This window comes from Escherichia sp. E13S3, assembly GCF_004212325.1.
GTDB lineage: Bacteria > Pseudomonadota > Gammaproteobacteria > Enterobacterales > Enterobacteriaceae > Escherichia.
Genome location: NZ_RHJR01000018.1, coordinates 17,926 through 35,971 on the forward strand (window position 1 = coordinate 17,926; position 18,046 = coordinate 35,971).

An 18,046-nucleotide genomic window follows, 5' to 3' on the forward strand; every position below is an offset into this window, starting at 1 on the left:
TTCGCCTCGTTACTCGATGACGACCAGCGGCTCGTCAAATTCTACCGGTTGTCCACTTTCGACCAGAATTGCTTTCACAGTACCGGATTTGTCTGCTTCGATCTGGTTCATCATTTTCATGGCTTCAACGATGCACAGGGTATCGCCCACGTTCACTTTCTGACCCACTTCGATGAACGCTTTCGCGTCCGGGCTTGGGGTGCGGTAGAAAGTACCAACCATCGGGGAACGTACGATGTGACCACTGATTTCCGCTGCTGCTGGCGCTTCCATGGAAGGAACGGTCGCCGGAGCGGCTGCGTTAGATTGAGCTGGCTGCTGCATCATTGGTGCAGCGTAAGCTTGTTGCATCATCGGGAAACTTGCGGCAGGTGCTGCACGGCTGATGCGTACTGACTCTTCGCCTTCAGAAATTTCCAGTTCAGAGATGCCTGATTCTTCAACCAGCTCGATCAGTTTTTTAATCTTACGAATATCCATGAGTGGGTTCCGTACTCTTTGTTTAGTGTGATTGTGACAGGCGTTTCACCGCCGTCTGTAAAGCGTATGCCCCGACAGCTGTATGCATAGCGGTAAATTCCAGCAGGCCGGGACGCCGGTCTATTTTGCCCCAGAGTGTCAATGTGAGACTTGACGGACATTGTGCAGCGATCTGCTGCTATCCTCCGGCAAAAAACAAAATATACCTTCGTTGCGCCATTGTCACCTTTTCAGCAGCTTAAAAGCTGCCTCAGGGAGAACGAGGTCGCACATTATAACGATTTCGTAGCAAATGGCAGCTAAATACTGGTCTTATCAGGGAAGATAATCAACAGCTAACATGTAAATAACTTTCAACGTCGCGTAATTTGCAATAAGCCGCACAGTTCACGAAATTAGCGCCACCATTGACGGAACTTCTTATAACGTAAGGCTAAAAGCAGTAATGCCAGCCCGGTGTAGATGATCGGCTGCAGTGAGATAACCTTCACTGACCACAGATAATGTATGGGGGCCAGGATCGCAACAAGATAGACGAAGTTATGCAACTGTTGCCAGTGTTTGCCTAGTTTTCGCTGCATCGCTTGTGTAGACGTGAATGCTAAAGCAAGCAAAATCAACCAACTGATAATACCCAGGGTTAAATAAGGTCGGGTGATTAATTCCTGACCGAATAACGCCAGGTTGTTCACGCCAAGTTCCAGCAATGCATAACTGGTTAAGTGCAGCGTCGCCCAGGCGAAACACCATAAACCTAACAGGCGGCGGGTGCGTATCAATAATGGCTGCTTAGCGTAGCGCGCCAGCGGGGTAATTAACAACGTCGCCAATAAAAATTTCAGCGCAGTCCGACCGGTAAAATGCTGAATATCTTTCACCGGGTCGGCACTTAGCCCGCCATGATTGATTGCCCAAACCAGCCAGACAAACGGCAAAAATCCGGCAAGATGCAGGCAAAATTTCAGCCAGGTAACCTGTTTTGCAGTCAAACGCACTTAGAAGTTCTCCCGTAGATCCAGTCCGCGATAAAGTGACGCGACTTCATCGGCGTAGCCGTTAAATAGTAGTGTCGGTTGGCGTTGCACATCCAGGATGCCACCTGAACCGATAAATCGCTCAGTGGCCTGCGACCAGCGAGGGTGATCAACATGCGGATTAACGTTGGCGTAAAAGCCGTATTCGTTGGGGGCCGAAAGATTCCAGGTGGTTGGTGGGCGTTCTCGGGTCAGCTTAATGCTCACTATCGACTTGATGCCTTTAAAGCCATATTTCCATGGCACAATCAGGCGTATCGGCGCGCCATTTTGCGGCGGTAGCGCCTTGCCGTAGACGCCGACGGTCATCAGCGTGAGCGGATGCATCGCTTCGTCGAGACGTAATCCTTCTACATAGGGATATTTCAGACCGCCGCCGATAAACCTGTCCTGCTGGCCGGGCATTTGTTCCGGTGCATAAATTGTTTCGAAAGCGACGTACTTCGCGTTGCTGGTCGGCTCTGCCAGCGCCAGCAGTTTATGTAGCGGAAAACCAATCCACGGCACCACCATCGACCACGCTTCCACGCAGCGCATCCGGTAAATCCGCTCTTCTAACGGGAATCGACGGGTTAGCGCATCGTGGTCGAGGGTTAACGGTTTACTGACTTCACCACTGATTTTCAACGTCCACGGATCGGTTTTCAGGCTGCCAGCATTCGCGGCGGGATCGGCTTTATCCAGCCCAAATTCATAGAAATTGTTGTAGCCGGAAACTTTATCTTCCGGCGTCAGTGGCAGGTTATTTTGCCAGGCAGCAGGCTTGCTGAACTCCAGGGGTTTTCCGGCAGGCGCGGGCGGGCGATCGTTCCCTTTGAACCAGCCAAGCAAATCCGCGTGGGCGGCATTTGGTAAAGAGAGGGCGGCGGCGCTGATGCCTAATGCTTTCAGGATCTGGCGCCGTTGCATAAAAAAAGCCGATTCGGCAGTAATGTCTGCGTCGGTGTATTTGCGGTTTATGATTGCATCCTCCAGCTAGCTTTTTTTAAGCATGGTGGAGGCAGGCATTAATGCAAGGTTTCTTCCCAGCGAAAGAATTGACCGTTCCGACGAGTAAATATCTGCGTTGTCAGAGAATGCTCATCTTCGCGATAGAGTTGTTCAGTTATCTGACGCAATGCAGTGATATTCGACGACTCGTCAGCATGGGTAAAAAATAACTTCCCGCGGGAAGGAATCGTCACCAAAAGTTCGCCACATGCAGGATCGGGGTTTTGTGCCCAAAGATCATCAAGTAACAGCAGGCTGGATTCATAGGTTCCCCCAGCCGAGAGAGCCACAACCTTACCGCCAATAGCTTCCTCATCCAGCATTTCAGCACTAATTTCAGGCAGTATTTGCATGAGATTACTGATAGCTTCGCTGCGGTCAATTGTGACTTCATGGCGCATCAGGAAGCGCATGGTTTCGCTACTATCTTCAGCAAAGAGGATAATTAACTCATCATTAAATGCTTCCCAGGCAAAATCCAGAGAGGCGTTGAGGATTTCTGGATCTGACTCATACTGGCTAAGCTGTTGGCGAACGGTATCCAGCCAGGCTTTTTCTTTGATAACCGGGATGACGCATGGTCCTGACGGTAATGTTTCTACAAGCTGTTTGAGCATATCCTCCGCCACCTTTTCGAGAGGATCGGGTGCTGCCAGATAGCGTTTATAGGCCTCGTCAAGCGTGATTTCCAGCGTTTGGTTGCCAGTATCAATACGCATCAATTTATGGTTAGTTGAAATCATGACTTTCCAGTGCGGATAGCGATTCAACACTTCATGACCAAGATGTTCAACGAATGCCGTCCTGCTAACGGCTTTTCCTGTTAACCGGTTGAAAAACGATTTCAAAATGAGTTCCCTCTCAAAGGATCCTGTGTTGATTTTATTTGCTGATTTTTACCAGCGTACGGCCCTGGATCTGATTGTTAATAATGGCCTCGGCAAATTTAGGTGCATCAGCCAGTGAAATCTCTTTTGCCGCCTGGGTATAGAATGATTCCGGTAAATCGGCAACCAGACGCTGCCAGGCTTGCGCACGGCGTGCTGGTGGTGTCATCACTGAATCCACCCCTTGCAAACGGACATTACGCAAAATAAATGGCATGACCGTGGTTGGCAGAGTAAAACCACCCGCCAGACCACAGGCCGCCACGCAGCCGCCGTAATCCATTTGCGCCAGCACTTTCGCCAGCACTTTGTCGCCGACGGTGTCAATCGCCCCAGCCCAAAGCTGTTTTTCCAGTGGACGGGATTCAGCAAATTCATCACGCGGCAGAATTCGGCTGGCACCTAAACTTTTCAGATATTCATGGGTACTTTCGCGACCGGAAACAGCAACCACCTGATAACCTAACTGATGCAACAGCGCCACGGCAGTACTGCCAACGCCGCCGCTGGCGCCCGTTACCACAATCTCGCCATCTTGTGGACGAATACCGGCATCTTCCAGGGCCAGCACGCACAGCATGGCGGTAAACCCAGCAGTACCAATAATCATCGCTTTACGCGCGTCCAGACCTTGCGGCATGGCAACCAACCAGTCGCCTTTCACGCGTGCTTGTTCTGCCAGCCCGCCCCAATGATTTTCACCAACTCCCCAGCCCGTGAGTAACACTTCTTGACCAGTATGAAAACGAGGATCTTCACTGGCGCGTACGGTTCCGGCGAAGTCGATGCCAGGAATCATCGGAAAATTGCGGATTATTTTTCCTTTACCGGTTATTGCCAGCGCATCTTTATAATTCAGGCTCGACCAGTGGACATCGACCGTCACATCGCCTTCCGGCAGGCGACTTGCGTCCAGAGTCTGTACAGATGCGAGGGTTTTACCGTCCTGCTGTTCTAAAAGTAACGCCTGCATAAGAAGTCCTCATGTGCATGATGGATTGGAAAATAATTTCTGAAGACTATACTCGCTAATTGAAAAGCAAAGTCGATGAAGCGCAATAAATTGCGAGATAAATCTGATTTGCTAGTATGCCCGCTTCCTCACTATCGGAGTTAACACAAGGATGAGATTAACGACGAAATTTTCGGCCTTTGTCACGCTGCTCACCGGGTTAACGATCTTTGTGACTCTGATGGGCTGCTCGTTAAGTTTCTATAACGCGATTCAGTATAAGTTTAGCCATCGCGTTCAGGCGGTGGCGACGGCGATCGATACGCATCTGGTGTCGTCTGATTTCAGCTCGCTGAGGCCACAAATCAGTGAACTGATGATGTCAGCAGATATCGTTCGCGTGGACCTGTTACACAATAACAAACAGGTTTATACCCTTTCCCGCCAGGGGAGTTACCGTCCTGTTGGCACCAGCGATCTGTTTCGCGAACTGACCGTTCCGTTAGTTAAACATCCAGGAATGTCGTTACATCTGGTTTATCAGGACCCGATGGGAAACTATTTTCACTCGCTGATGACCACCGCGCCGCTCACTGGGGCAATTGGTTTTATCATTATTATGCTCTTCCTTGCAGTACGCTGGTTGCAACGGCAACTTGCCGGGCAAGAACTACTGGAAACTCGCTCGGCGCGTATCTTAAACGGGGAGCGTGGGCCGAATGTGCTTGGCTCCATCTATGAATGGCCGCCAGGAACCAGCAGTGCGCTGGATATGCTGCTTTCAGAAATTCAGAATGCGCGTGAACAGCACAGCCGTCTTGATACGCTGATTCGCTCTTACGCCGCGCAGGACATCAAAACCGGCCTCAATAACCGTCTCTTTTTCGACAACCAGTTGGCTACATTACTGGAAGATCAAGAGAAGGTAGGGACTCACGGGATCGTGATGATGATCCGTCTACCTGATTTCAATATGTTGAGCGACACGTGGGGACACAGCCAGGCCGAAGAACAGCTCTTCACTCTGACGAATCTGCTGTCGACATTTATGATGCGCTATCCAGGTGCACTGCTGGCGCGCTATCACCGTAGCGATTTTGCCGCGCTGTTGCCGCATCGGACTTTAAAAGAGGCGGAGAGCATTGCCGGGCAGTTGATCAAAGCGGTTGATACCTTACCAAGCAATAAAATGCTCGATCGTGAAGATATGATTCATATCGGCATCTGCGCCTGGCGTAGCGGCCAGGAAACAGAACAAGTGATGGACCATGCCGAATCCGCCACGCGTAATGCGGGATTACAGGGTGGTAATAGCTGGGCGATTTACGATGATTCATTACCAGAAAAAGGGCGCGGCAACGTTCGCTGGCGTACGCTAATCGAACAAATGTTGAGTCGTGGCGGGCCCAGGCTTTATCAAAAACCTGCGGTCACCCGGGAGGGGCAGGTTCATCATCGCGAAATTATGTGTCGCATCTTTGATGGTAATGAAGAGGTAAGCTCGGCGGAATATATGCCGATGGTGTTGCAGTTTGGTTTATCGGAAGAGTATGACCGCCTGCAAATCAGTCGTCTCATCCCGCTGTTACGCTATTGGCCGCAAGAAAATCTGGCGATTCAGGTGACCGTTGAGTCGTTGATCCGCCCGCGTTTCCAGCGTTGGCTGCGCGATACGTTGATGCAGTGTGAAAAATCGCAACGAAAACGCATAATTATTGAACTTGCAGAGGCTGATGTTGGTCAACATATCGGTCGCTTGCAACCTGTCATTCGTTTGGTGAATGCTTTAGGGGTTCGAGTTGCCGTGAACCAGGCTGGATTGACGCTGGTAAGTACCAGTTGGATCAAAGAACTTAATGTCGAATTACTCAAGCTTCATCCGGGGCTGGTAAGAAATATTGAGAAGCGAACGGAAAACCAATTGTTGGTTCAGAGCATGGTAGAAGCCTGTTCCGGGACCAACACCCAGGTTTACGCGACTGGGGTACGTTCGCGAAGCGAGTGGCAGACCCTGATTCAGCGCGGGGTTTTGGGTGGCCAGGGGGATTTTTTCGCGTCCTCACAGCCACTTGATACTAACGTGAAAAAATATTCACAAAGATACTCGGTTTAACCTGCCGTTTGATCCGTTTTCACGTAGAATAACGCGCGCTGCGTTTCGTGGGAGTGTGCTTATCTGCTCGCCAGATTGTTGCAGCACATATGCAGATGAATGACCTTACGCAGTTGCAAACAGGCGAGGAATGCTGTTGACGCATTTAGCCTTATCTGGACTCAGGCAGAGATTTGTAACAAAGGAAACGAACTGCACTAATTTTCACCGTAGCAGATGATTTTTGCGCCTTGTCGCTGCTGCGTGTGGTTGGTAAAGTAAGCGGATTTTCTTTTCCGCCCCAGCTTTCAGGATTATCCCTTAGTATGTTGAAAAAATTTCGTGGCATGTTTTCCAATGACTTGTCCATTGACTTGGGTACTGCGAATACCCTCATTTATGTAAAAGGACAAGGCATCGTATTGAATGAGCCTTCCGTTGTGGCCATTCGTCAGGATCGTGCCGGTTCACCAAAAAGCGTGGCTGCAGTTGGTCATGACGCGAAGCAGATGCTGGGCCGTACGCCGGGCAATATTGCTGCTATTCGCCCAATGAAAGATGGCGTAATCGCTGACTTCTTCGTGACTGAAAAAATGCTCCAGCACTTCATTAAGCAAGTGCACAGCAACAGCTTTATGCGCCCAAGCCCGCGCGTTCTGGTCTGTGTGCCGGTTGGCGCAACCCAGGTTGAACGCCGCGCAATTCGTGAATCCGCGCAGGGCGCTGGCGCCCGTGAAGTGTTCCTGATTGAAGAGCCGATGGCCGCAGCAATTGGCGCCGGTCTGCCGGTTTCTGAAGCGACCGGTTCCATGGTGGTTGATATCGGCGGTGGTACTACTGAAGTTGCCGTAATCTCGCTGAATGGCGTGGTTTACTCCTCTTCTGTACGCATCGGCGGTGACCGCTTCGACGAAGCCATTATCAACTATGTTCGTCGTAACTACGGTTCCTTGATCGGTGAAGCGACAGCAGAGCGTATTAAACACGAAATCGGTTCGGCTTATCCGGGCGATGAAGTGCGTGAAATTGAAGTTCGTGGTCGTAACCTGGCTGAAGGCGTTCCACGCGGCTTTACGCTGAACTCCAACGAAATCCTCGAAGCGCTACAAGAGCCGCTGACCGGCATCGTTAGCGCAGTGATGGTTGCGCTGGAACAGTGTCCGCCGGAACTGGCTTCCGACATCTCTGAGCGCGGAATGGTGCTCACTGGCGGTGGCGCATTGCTGCGTAACCTTGACCGTTTATTAATGGAAGAAACCGGCATTCCAGTCGTTGTTGCTGAAGATCCGCTGACCTGTGTGGCGCGCGGTGGCGGCAAGGCGCTGGAAATGATCGACATGCACGGCGGCGACCTGTTCAGCGAAGAGTAATCGGATGCAGGCAGGGGAAGCGTTTGTTTATCCTGCCTGGTCTGATACGAGAATACGCATAACTTATGAAGCCAATTTTTAGCCGTGGCCCGTCGCTACAGATTCGCCTTATTCTGGCGGTGCTGGTGGCGCTCGGCATTATTATTGCCGACAGCCGCCTGGGGACTTTCAGTCAAATCCGTACCTATATGGATACCGCTGTCAGTCCTTTCTACTTTATTTCCAATGCTCCTCGTGAATTGCTGGATGGCGTATCGCAGACGCTGGCCTCGCGTGACCAACTAGAACTTGAAAACCGGGCGTTACGTCAGGAGTTGCTGCTGAAAAACAGCGATCTGCTGATGTTGGGACAATATAAACAGGAGAACGCGCGCTTGCGTGAGCTTCTGGGTTCTCCATTGCGTCAGGACGAGCAGAAGATGGTGACCCAGGTTATCTCTACTGTTAACGATCCGTACAGCGATCAGGTTGTTATTGACAAAGGCAGTGTCAACGGTGTTTACGAAGGCCAGCCAGTCATTAGCGATAAAGGTGTGGTCGGCCAGGTGGTGGCGGTCGCAAAACTGACCAGCCGCGTACTGCTGATCTGCGACGCGACCCATGCGCTGCCGATTCAGGTGCTGCGTAATGATATCCGCGTTATCGCGGCGGGTAATGGCTGTACTGATGATTTACAGCTTGAGCACCTGCCAGCGAATACTGATATTCGTGTTGGTGATGTATTGGTGACTTCAGGTCTGGGCGGTCGTTTCCCGGAAGGTTATCCGGTGGCGGTTGTCTCTTCCGTGAAACTCGATACCCAGCGCGCATATACCGTGATTCAGGCGCGTCCGACTGCGGGACTGCAACGTTTACGTTATCTGCTTCTGTTGTGGGGGGCGGATCGTAACGGGGCCAACCCGATGACGCCGGAAGAGGTGCATCGCGTTGCTAATGAACGCCTGATGCAAATGATGCCGCAGGTGTTGCCTTCGCCAGATGCAATGGGGCCAAAACTGCCTGAACCGGCAACGGGAATTACCCAGCCAAGCCCGCAGCAACCTGCAACAGGTACTGCCGCTGACCGCTCTCCACAAAGGGCTACGCCGCCGCAGAGTGGTACTCAACCACCTGCGCGTACGCCAGGAGGGCAATAGTGGCGAGCTATCGTAGCCAGGGACGCTGGGTTATCTGGCTCTCTTTCCTCATTGCGTTATTACTGCAAATTATGCCCTGGCCGGATAATCTTATCGTTTTCCGGCCTAACTGGGTTTTGCTCATCTTATTGTATTGGAGCCTCGCCTTGCCCCATCGCGTAAATGTGGGCACAGGTTTTGTGATGGGTGCCATACTGGATCTGATCAGTGGCTCCACGCTCGGTGTACGGGCGTTATCGATGAGTATCATTGCTTATCTGGTCGCGCTGAAATTCCAGCTTTTCCGTAATCTGGCATTGTGGCAGCAGGCGCTGGTCGTCATGTTGCTTTCGTTGGTTGTGGATATTATTGTTTTCTGGGCAGAGTTTTTAGTGATCAACGTCTCTTTCAGACCGGAAGTGTTCTGGAGTAGTGTTGTCAATGGCGTGCTCTGGCCGTGGATTTTCATGCTGATGCGCAAAATTCGTCAGCAGTTTGCAGTGCAATAAAGGTTTCTATGACTTCTCTGTATTTAGCTTCCGGTTCTCCGCGTCGGCAGGAGTTACTTGCGCAACTTGGCGTTTCCTTCGAACGTATCGTTACGGGCATTGAGGAGCAACGCTTTCCGCAGGAGAGCGCGCAGCAATACGTTGTGCGTCTGGCGCGCGAGAAGGCTCAGGCGGGCGTCGCGCAAACGGCGCAGGATCTCCCTGTGTTGGGTGCGGATACCATTGTGATTCTGAACGGCGAAGTACTGGAGAAACCGCGTGATGCAGATCATGCGGCGCAGATGTTGCGCAAATTATCGGGACAGACTCATCAGGTAATGACAGCAGTGGCGTTGGCCGACAGTCAGCACATTCTCGATTGCCTGGTGGTCACCGATGTGACTTTCAGAACGTTAACAGATGAAGATATCGCGGGCTATGTCGCCAGCGGTGAACCGTTAGATAAAGCAGGTGCATACGGTATTCAGGGGCTTGGTGGTTGTTTTGTCAGGAAGATAAATGGCAGCTATCACGCCGTAGTCGGCTTACCGCTGGTTGAAACGTGTGAATTATTGAGTAATTTTAACGCACTGCGTGAGAAAAGGGATAAACATGACGGCTGAATTGTTGGTAAACGTAACGCCTTCGGAAACACGAGTGGCGTATATTGATGGCGGTATTCTGCAGGAAATTCATATTGAACGTGAGGCGCGACGCGGAATAGTAGGCAATATCTACAAGGGTCGTGTAAGTCGCGTACTTCCGGGTATGCAGGCGGCTTTTGTAGATATTGGGCTGGATAAAGCTGCGTTTCTACACGCTTCTGACATCATGCCGCACACCGAATGTGTGGCTGGTGAGGAACAAAAACAATTTACGGTGCGTGACATCTCGGAACTGGTCCGTCAGGGGCAAGATCTGATGGTACAGGTGGTGAAAGATCCGCTTGGTACCAAAGGCGCGCGCCTGACCACGGATATCACGCTGCCATCTCGCTATCTGGTGTTTATGCCAGGAGCGTCTCATGTTGGGGTTTCCCAACGTATCGAAAGTGAATCCGAACGTGAACGCCTGAAAAAAGTGGTCGCCGAGTATTGCGACGAGCAGGGCGGATTTATCATCCGTACCGCGGCAGAAGGTGTAGGCGAAGCTGAACTAGCCTCCGATGCCGCTTATCTGAAGCGTGTCTGGACCAAAGTCATGGAGCGTAAAAAGCGCCCACAGACGCGTTATCAACTGTACGGTGAACTGGCGCTGGCGCAGCGTGTGCTGCGTGATTTTGCCGATGCCGAGCTGGACCGCATTCGCGTTGACTCACGGCTGACTTACGAAGCATTACTTGAGTTCACCTCGGAGTACATTCCCGAGATGACCAGCAAGCTGGAGCATTACACGGGGCGCCAGCCGATTTTCGATCTCTTTGACGTCGAAAACGAGATTCAGCGGGCGCTGGAACGCAAAGTTGAGTTGAAGTCTGGCGGTTATCTGATTATCGACCAGACCGAAGCGATGACCACCGTGGACATCAATACCGGGGCGTTTGTCGGTCATCGCAATCTGGACGACACCATCTTCAATACCAATATTGAGGCGACGCAGGCCATTGCTCGCCAGTTACGGTTGCGTAACCTGGGCGGAATTATCATTATTGATTTTATCGACATGAATAATGAAGATCACCGTCGTCGGGTACTGCATTCGCTGGAGCAGGCGTTGAGCAAAGACCGGGTGAAAACCAGCGTTAACGGCTTCTCTGCGCTGGGGCTGGTGGAAATGACGCGTAAACGCACCCGCGAAAGCATTGAACATGTATTGTGTAACGAATGCCCAACTTGCCACGGTCGCGGAACGGTGAAAACCGTGGAAACCGTGTGCTATGAAATCATGCGCGAGATTGTTCGCGTGCACCATGCTTACGACTCTGACCGTTTCCTGGTCTATGCTTCTCCGGCAGTTGCCGAGGCCTTGAAAGGCGAAGAGTCGCACTCGCTGGCGGAAGTGGAAATTTTTGTGGGTAAGCAGGTTAAAGTACAAATCGAACCGCTCTACAACCAGGAGCAGTTTGACGTCGTCATGATGTAAACAAATGCTGGGCCGCCATCCGGCAATGTTTTTTGAGTCACATTTTTAGCAGACAAGGAGTGACGGGTGAGGCGATTGCCGGGGATTTTACTGCTTACTGGAGCCGCGCTCGTTGTGATCGCTGCGCTGCTGGTCAGCGGCCTGCGTATTGCTTTGCCGCATCTTGATGTCTGGCGTCCAGAAATCCTCAATAAAATTGAATCCGCTACCGGTATGCCGGTAGAAGCCAGCCAGCTTTCCGCCAGCTGGCAGAATTTTGGCCCCACGCTTGAAGCGCGCGACATTCGCGCGGAGCTGAAAGATGGCGGTGAGTTTTCTGTCAAACGCGTCACTCTGGCGCTGGACGTCTGGCAGAGCCTGCTGCATATGCGCTGGCAGTTTCGCGATCTGACTTTCTGGCAACTGCGTTTCCGCACCAATACCCCCATCACCAGCGGTGGTGGTAATGATGGTCTGGAAGCCAGCCACATCAGCGACCTGTTTCTTCGTCAGTTTGATCACTTCGATCTTCGCGACAGCGAAGTCAGTTTCCTCACGCCATCCGGTCAGCGCGCCGAACTGGCGATCCCGCAACTCACCTGGCTTAACAATCCGCGCCGACACCGTGCGGAAGGTCAGGTAAGTCTCTCCAGCCTCACCGGGCAGCACGGCGTGATGCAAGTTCGTATGGATCTGCGTGATGACGAAGGGCTGTTAAGCAACGGCCGCGTCTGGTTGCAGGCTGATGATATTGACCTGAAGCCGTGGCTGGGTAAATGGATGCAGGACAACATTGCGCTGGAAACGGCGCAGTTCTCCCTCGAAGGCTGGATGACGATCGACAAAGGCGATGTAACCGGCGGTGACGTCTGGCTGAAACAGGGCGGTGCCAGCTGGTTGGGCGAGAAGCAAACGCATTCACTGGCGGTAGATAATCTCACCGCACACATTACGCGTGAACATCCCGGCTGGCAGTTTTCTATTCCCGATACCCGGATCACGATGGATGGCAAACGCTGGCCGAGTGGGGCATTGACGCTGGCCTGGATACCGGAACAGGATGTTGGCGGCAAAGACAATAAACGCAGTGACGAACTGCGGATTCGCGCCAGCAATCTGGAACTGGCGGGGCTGGAAGGTATTCGTCCGCTGGCAGCAAAACTTTCACCTGCGCTGGGCGACATCTGGCGGTCTACGCAACCGAGCGGCAAGATCAACACCCTGGCGCTGGATATCCCGCTTCAGGCAGCAGACAAGACTCGCTTTCAGGCATCGTGGAGCGATCTGGCCTGGAAGCAATGGAAATTACTGCCGGGCGCGGAACATTTCTCCGGGACGCTTTCCGGTAGTGTAGAAAATGGTTTACTGACCGCGTCCATGAAACAGGCGAAAATGCCTTACGAAACAGTTTTCCGCGCACCGCTGGAAATTGCTGACGGTAAGGCGACCCTAAGCTGGCTGAATAACGACAAAGGTTTCCAGCTTGATGGCCGCAACATAGATGTTAAAGCCAAAGCCGTCCATGCACGCGGCGGTTTCCGCTACCTGCAACCGACTAATGATGAACCCTGGCTGGGCATTCTGGCTGGTATCAGTACCGATGATGGTTCACAAGCGTGGCGCTATTTCCCGGAAAATCTGATGGGGAAAGAGTTAGTCGATTACTTAAGTGGCGCAATTCAGGGCGGTGAAGCGGATAACGCGACGCTGGTTTATGGCGGCAATCCGCAACTCTTCCCCTATAAACACAACGAAGGTCAGTTTGAGGTGCTGGTGCCGCTGCGTAACGCGAAGTTTGCCTTCCAGCCGGACTGGCCAGCATTAACTAATCTCGATATTGAACTGGACTTCATAAACGACGGTTTATGGATGAAAACCGATGGCGTCAATCTGGGCGGCGTGCGTGCGAGTAATCTCACCGCAGTGATCCCTGACTACTCGAAAGAAAAATTGCTGATTGATGCTGACATTAAAGGTCCGGGCAAAGCTGTTGGTCCTTACTTTGATGAGACGCCGCTGAAAGACTCTCTGGGAGCAACCCTGCAAGAACTCCAGCTCGACGGCGATGTGAATGCTCGCTTACATCTCGATATCCCATTGAACGGCGAACTGGTTACAGCGAAAGGCGAAGTGACGCTGCGTAATAACAGTCTGTTTATCAAACCACTTGATAGCACACTGAAAAATTTGAGCGGTAAATTCAGCTTTATCAATGGCGATCTGCAAAGCGAACCACTGACAGCAAGCTGGTTTAATCAGCCACTGAACGTGGATTTTTCCACCAAAGAAGGGGCGAAAGCCTACCAGGTCGCGGTGAATCTCAACGGTAACTGGCAGCCAGCGAAAACTGACGTTCTGCCTGAAGCGGTGAATGAAGCGTTAAGCGGCAGCGTGGCGTGGAATGGTAAAGTGGGCATTGAGCTGCCTTATCATGCTGGCGCAACGTATAACGTAGAACTGAACGGTGATCTGAAGAATGTGAGTAGTCACTTACCTTCGCCGTTAGCCAAACCCGCTGGCGAATCGCTGCCGGTTAACATCAAGGTCGATGGCAATCTCAATAGCTTTGAATTAACCGGACAGGCCGGCGCGGATAACCATTTCAACAGCCGCTGGTTGCTCGGTCAAAAGCTGACGCTCGATCGCGCTATTTGGGCGGCAGACAGTAAAACGCTTCCGCCGTTACCGGAACAAAGCGGTGTTGAGTTAAATATGCCACCGATGGATGGTGCCGAGTGGCTGGCGCTTTTCCAGAAAGGCGCGACGGATAAAGTCGGTAGTGCGGTGAGTTTTCCCCAGCACATTACGTTGCGTACGCCAGCGTTGTCGCTGGGAAATCAGCAATGGAATAACCTGAGTATTGTTTCGCAACCGATGGCAAATGGCACTCAGGTCGAGGCGCAAGGACGTGAAATCAACGCTACGCTGGCAATGCGCAATAACGCGCCGTGGCTGGCGACGATTAAATATCTCTATTACAACCCCAGCGTGGCGAAAACCAGTGGTGACTCCACGCCGTCGTCACCTTTCCCAACTACGGCGCGCATTAGCTTCCGTGGTTGGCCGGATGCGCAAATACGTTGCGCAGAGTGCTGGTTCTGGGGGCAAAAATTCGGTCGCATCGACAGCGATATCACCATTTCTGGCGATACGTTAACGCTGGCTAATGGACTGATTGATACCGGTTTCTCGCGGCTTACTGCCGATGGTGAATGGGTTAACAATCCGGGGAATGAACGTACCTCGCTGAAAGGAAAATTACGCGGGCAGAAAATTGATGCCGCTGCTGAATTTTTTGGTGTCACGACGCCAATACGCCAGTCGTCATTTAATGTGGATTACGATTTACACTGGCGGAAAGCGCCGTGGCAGCCGGATGAGGCAACGTTGAATGGCATCATCCATACTCAACTGGGCAAAGGTGAAATTACCGACATCAGCACCGGACATGCCGGGCAATTGCTGCGCTTATTGAGCGTCGATGCTCTGATGCGTAAGCTGCGCTTTGATTTCAGGGATACCTTTGGCGAAGGTTTCTATTTTGACTCCATTCGCAGCACGGCGTGGATTAAAGACGGTGTTATGCACACTGATGACACGCTGGTGGATGGCCTGGAAGCGGATATCGCCATGAAAGGGTCGGTAAATCTGGTACGCCGCGATCTGAATATGGAGGCGGTTGTCGCACCAGAAATTTCCGCGACGGTGGGTGTGGCTGCGGCCTTTGCGGTTAACCCCATTGTCGGTGCGGCGGTGTTTGCTGCCAGTAAAGTGCTGGGGCCGCTGTGGAGCAAAGTCTCCATTTTGCGCTACCACATTTCTGGTCCGCTGGACGCTCCGCAAATCAACGAAGTATTGCGCCAACCGCGTAAAGAAAAAGCGCAATGATTTGACGATGGCGTGTAATTGCCCCAATCTCATTAGATAATCGTTGCCAAAGGCCAACGAGCCGGAACATAACCGTAGGCCGGATAAGGCGTTCACGCCGCATCCGGCAGCCGTAAAAAATCCTCTACCGAAGTAACTAACGAGTAACAAAAACGATGAGTCTGAACCTGGTAAGTGAACAATTGCTAGCGGCGAACGGCCTGAAACATCAGGATTTGTTCGCGATTCTCGGTCAACTGGCCGAACGTCGCCTCGATTACGGCGATCTCTATTTTCAGTCGAGCTATCACGAATCCTGGGTTTTAGAAGATCGCATTATCAAAGATGGTTCTTACAACATCGATCAGGGCGTTGGCGTGCGTGCAGTCAGCGGTGAAAAAACCGGTTTTGCTTACGCCGACCAAATCAGCCTGCTGGCCCTGGAACAGAGCGCACAAGCGGCGCGTACCATTGTCCGTGACAGTGGCGATGGCAAAGTACAGACGTTGGGCGCGGTAGAGCATAGCCCGCTGTATACCTCGCTTGATCCGCTGCAAAGCATGAGTCGCGAGGAGAAACTGGATATTTTACGTCGCGTCGATAAAGTTGCCCGTGAGGCCGACAAACGCGTACAGGAAGTGACTGCCAGCCTCAGTGGCGTCTATGAATTAATTCTGGTTGCGGCCACCGACGGCACCCTGGCGGCAGATGTGCGTCCACTGGTGCGCCTCTCAGTAAGCGTTCTGGTCGAAGAAGATGGTAAACGCGAACGCGGTGCCAGCGGCGGCGGCGGTCGTTTTGGTTATGAATTTTTCCTTGCCGATCTCGACGGTGAAGTCCGTGCGGATGCATGGGCCAAAGAAGCAGTGCGTATGGCGCTGGTCAATCTTTCTGCCGTTGCCGCGCCTGCGGGCACCATGCCGGTAGTACTTGGCGCAGGTTGGCCGGGCGTGCTGTTACATGAAGCGGTAGGTCACGGTCTGGAAGGCGACTTCAACCGCCGTGGCACTTCGGTCTTTAGTGGCCAGGTCGGCGAACTGGTAGCATCTGAACTGTGTACGGTAGTGGATGATGGCACGATGGTTGATCGCCGTGGTTCGGTGGCGATTGATGACGAAGGTACGCCGGGTCAGTACAACGTGCTGATTGAAAATGGGATCCTGAAAGGTTACATGCAGGATAAACTCAACGCTCGCTTAATGGGTATGGCACCGACCGGTAATGGTCGTCGTGAATCCTATGCTCACCTGCCCATGCCGCGTATGACCAACACCTACATGCTGCCGGGTAAATCGACGCCGCAGGAAATCATTGAATCCGTCGAGTATGGCATCTATGCGCCGAACTTCGGCGGCGGTCAGGTGGATATCACCTCCGGCAAATTTGTCTTCTCCACCTCAGAAGCGTATCTGATTGAAAACGGCAAAGTGACGAAACCGGTGAAAGGCGCAACGCTGATTGGTTCCGGTATCGAAACCATGCAGCAAATTTCGATGGTGGGCAACGACCTGAAACTGGATAACGGCGTGGGTGTCTGTGGTAAAGAAGGGCAGAGCTTGCCAGTTGGCGTGGGCCAGCCGACGCTTAAAGTCGACAACCTGACCGTTGGCGGTACCGCGTAATCTATCCAGGCCGGTAAGCGTCGCATCAGGCATTGGTTGCCGGATGCGGCGTAAACGCTTTATTCGGCCTACGCACATGAATTACTTCTCTTTCCCGCGCCCGTGCATCTCCTGAAACAACTTACCGACCTCGACAAAATAATCCGTCAGTGAGTTGATCACGACCTGCACCTTCAGTGGCAGCTTATCTTTTTCGGTATACAGTGCATAAACCGGGCGTGGATCCGACTGATAACGCGGCAGCAGGATCTCCAGCTCCCCACGATTGATCTCATTGATCACCCACATCAGCGGTACATACGCGATCCCAGCGCCTGCCGTTAACCAGCGCACCAGCGTCATTGGATCGTTAGTGACAAACCGTCCTTGTGGGATGAGGCGAGTCGAGATCCCTTCTGGCGCGATCAGTTCAAATTCATTGTCCGGACGCACGCTGTACTCAAGCCATGAATGGCTACTTAGATCGGCGGGTTTTTCCGGTATGCCATACTGTGTGAGATAGCTTTTAGCGGCGCACACCACCATCGGCATCGCCCCCAGACGGCGGGAAAACAGGCTGGAATCCTGCAACGCGCCGACGCGGATCACGACATCCAGACCGTCGGCAATCAGGTCGGGTGCAGGAATTCCGGTAACCAGATTGACGCTTAAACCAGGGTATTCTTTCAACATTTTTGCCGTCAGCCCAGCGAGAACATTTTGAGCCATAGTTGAAGAACAGCCAATGCGCAGCGTCCCGATAGGCGTGTTATTGAAGGCATACAGTTGCTCATGGACATCCTGCACTTCATGGAGCATCCGACGGCAGCCCTGGTAGTAAATTCTACCTGCTTCGGTCAGGCCAATGCTGCGTGTGCTGCGGTTTAACAACTTTACCTGCAACTCATCTTCCAGTTTAGACACCGTCTGACTGATGGATGAAACGCTCATTTGAAGCTGTCTGGCGGCGGCGGTAAACGAACCAAATTCAACCACTTTGGCGAAAACCGACATGCGTTTTAGTCGTTCCATTATTCACTCTGACTTAAAAGTGATTTAGATCACATAATATAGATAACAGCATAACAGTTACGCTAATATATTAAATA

General features: G+C 52.2%; 14 protein-coding genes. 8 read left to right on the forward strand and 6 right to left on the reverse strand.

Going from position 1 to position 18,046, the window contains the following annotated elements; all coding sequences use genetic code 11:
- Positions 1 to 9: 9 nt before the first annotated feature.
- The 5 genes from accB to D9597_RS17695 form a co-directional block, all read right to left on the reverse strand.
- Positions 10 to 480: an acetyl-CoA carboxylase biotin carboxyl carrier protein gene (accB, locus tag D9597_RS17675; protein ID WP_000354618.1), complete on the reverse strand. Its 471-nt coding sequence runs from the start codon at positions 478 to 480 to the stop codon at positions 10 to 12.
- A gap of 395 nt (positions 481 to 875) precedes the next feature.
- Positions 876 to 1,475: a protein-methionine-sulfoxide reductase heme-binding subunit MsrQ gene (gene msrQ / locus D9597_RS17680; protein WP_130223732.1), complete on the reverse strand. Its 600-nt coding sequence runs from the start codon at positions 1,473 to 1,475 to the stop codon at positions 876 to 878.
- Positions 1,476 to 2,477, reverse strand: a complete 1,002-nt coding sequence (msrP, locus tag D9597_RS17685) for a protein-methionine-sulfoxide reductase catalytic subunit MsrP (RefSeq protein ID WP_130223734.1) — start codon at positions 2,475 to 2,477, stop codon at positions 1,476 to 1,478.
- Between the two features lie 44 nt (positions 2,478 to 2,521).
- The gene (locus D9597_RS17690) at positions 2,522 to 3,352 is read right to left on the reverse strand and encodes a hypothetical protein (protein WP_130219154.1); all 831 of its coding nucleotides are present in this window, start codon (positions 3,350 to 3,352) and stop codon (positions 2,522 to 2,524) included.
- A gap of 34 nt (positions 3,353 to 3,386) precedes the next feature.
- A complete protein-coding gene (locus D9597_RS17695) occupies positions 3,387 to 4,364 on the reverse strand; it encodes an oxidoreductase (protein ID WP_130223736.1) in 978 nt (325 codons plus the stop codon).
- Positions 4,365 to 4,515: 151 nt separating this feature from the next.
- Here D9597_RS17695 and csrD point away from each other — a divergent pair, with 151 nt between their 5' ends.
- The 8 genes from csrD to tldD all read left to right on the forward strand — a co-directional run bounded on the left by csrD (position 4,516) and on the right by tldD (position 16,958).
- Complete coding sequence (gene csrD, locus D9597_RS17700) at positions 4,516 to 6,456, forward strand: RNase E specificity factor CsrD (RefSeq protein WP_130223738.1); 1,941 nt, start codon at positions 4,516 to 4,518, stop codon at positions 6,454 to 6,456.
- 305 nt (positions 6,457 to 6,761) lie between these two features.
- On the forward strand, positions 6,762 to 7,805 hold the full coding sequence (gene mreB, locus D9597_RS17705) for a rod shape-determining protein MreB (protein ID WP_000913396.1): 1,044 nt from the start codon (positions 6,762 to 6,764) through the stop codon (positions 7,803 to 7,805).
- A 65-nt stretch (positions 7,806 to 7,870) separates the two neighbouring features.
- On the forward strand, positions 7,871 to 8,941 hold the full coding sequence (mreC, locus tag D9597_RS17710) for a rod shape-determining protein MreC (RefSeq protein WP_130204516.1): 1,071 nt from the start codon (positions 7,871 to 7,873) through the stop codon (positions 8,939 to 8,941).
- A complete protein-coding gene (mreD, locus tag D9597_RS17715; protein ID WP_130204518.1) occupies positions 8,941 to 9,429 on the forward strand; it encodes a rod shape-determining protein MreD in 489 nt (162 codons plus the stop codon). The genes mreC and mreD overlap by 1 nt, the downstream gene beginning before the upstream one ends.
- An 8-nt stretch (positions 9,430 to 9,437) precedes the next feature.
- Positions 9,438 to 10,031: a nucleoside triphosphate pyrophosphatase YhdE gene (gene yhdE / locus D9597_RS17720; protein WP_130219162.1), complete on the forward strand. Its 594-nt coding sequence runs from the start codon at positions 9,438 to 9,440 to the stop codon at positions 10,029 to 10,031.
- The gene (rng, locus tag D9597_RS17725) at positions 10,021 to 11,490 is read left to right on the forward strand and encodes a ribonuclease G (RefSeq protein WP_000123197.1); all 1,470 of its coding nucleotides are present in this window, start codon (positions 10,021 to 10,023) and stop codon (positions 11,488 to 11,490) included. The genes yhdE and rng overlap by 11 nt, the downstream gene beginning before the upstream one ends.
- A gap of 66 nt (positions 11,491 to 11,556) precedes the next feature.
- A complete protein-coding gene (gene yhdP / locus D9597_RS17730; protein WP_130223740.1) occupies positions 11,557 to 15,357 on the forward strand; it encodes an AsmA2 domain-containing protein YhdP in 3,801 nt (1,266 codons plus the stop codon).
- Positions 15,358 to 15,512: 155 nt separating this feature from the next.
- Positions 15,513 to 16,958, forward strand: a complete 1,446-nt coding sequence (gene tldD, locus D9597_RS17735; RefSeq protein ID WP_130204524.1) for a metalloprotease TldD — start codon at positions 15,513 to 15,515, stop codon at positions 16,956 to 16,958.
- Positions 16,959 to 17,039: 81 nt separating this feature from the next.
- Here tldD and aaeR read toward each other — a convergent pair whose 3' ends face one another.
- A complete protein-coding gene (gene aaeR, locus D9597_RS17740; protein ID WP_000440317.1) occupies positions 17,040 to 17,969 on the reverse strand; it encodes an HTH-type transcriptional activator AaeR in 930 nt (309 codons plus the stop codon).
- Positions 17,970 to 18,046 lie beyond the last annotated feature (77 nt).

Coding starts and splice junctions, on each gene's coding strand:
- mreB (WP_000913396.1), top strand. CDS start 6,762: ATGTTGAAAAAATTTCGTGGCATGTTTTCCAATGACTTGTCCATTGAC.
- tldD (WP_130204524.1), top strand. CDS start 15,513: ATGAGTCTGAACCTGGTAAGTGAACAATTGCTAGCGGCGAACGGCCTG.
- aaeR (WP_000440317.1), bottom strand. CDS start 17,969: ATGGAACGACTAAAACGCATGTCGGTTTTCGCCAAAGTGGTTGAATTT.
- csrD (WP_130223738.1), top strand. CDS start 4,516: ATGAGATTAACGACGAAATTTTCGGCCTTTGTCACGCTGCTCACCGGG.
- yhdE (WP_130219162.1), top strand. CDS start 9,438: ATGACTTCTCTGTATTTAGCTTCCGGTTCTCCGCGTCGGCAGGAGTTA.
- rng (WP_000123197.1), top strand. CDS start 10,021: ATGACGGCTGAATTGTTGGTAAACGTAACGCCTTCGGAAACACGAGTG.
- mreC (WP_130204516.1), top strand. CDS start 7,871: ATGAAGCCAATTTTTAGCCGTGGCCCGTCGCTACAGATTCGCCTTATT.
- D9597_RS17695 (WP_130223736.1), bottom strand. CDS start 4,364: ATGCAGGCGTTACTTTTAGAACAGCAGGACGGTAAAACCCTCGCATCT.
- accB (WP_000354618.1), bottom strand. CDS start 480: ATGGATATTCGTAAGATTAAAAAACTGATCGAGCTGGTTGAAGAATCA.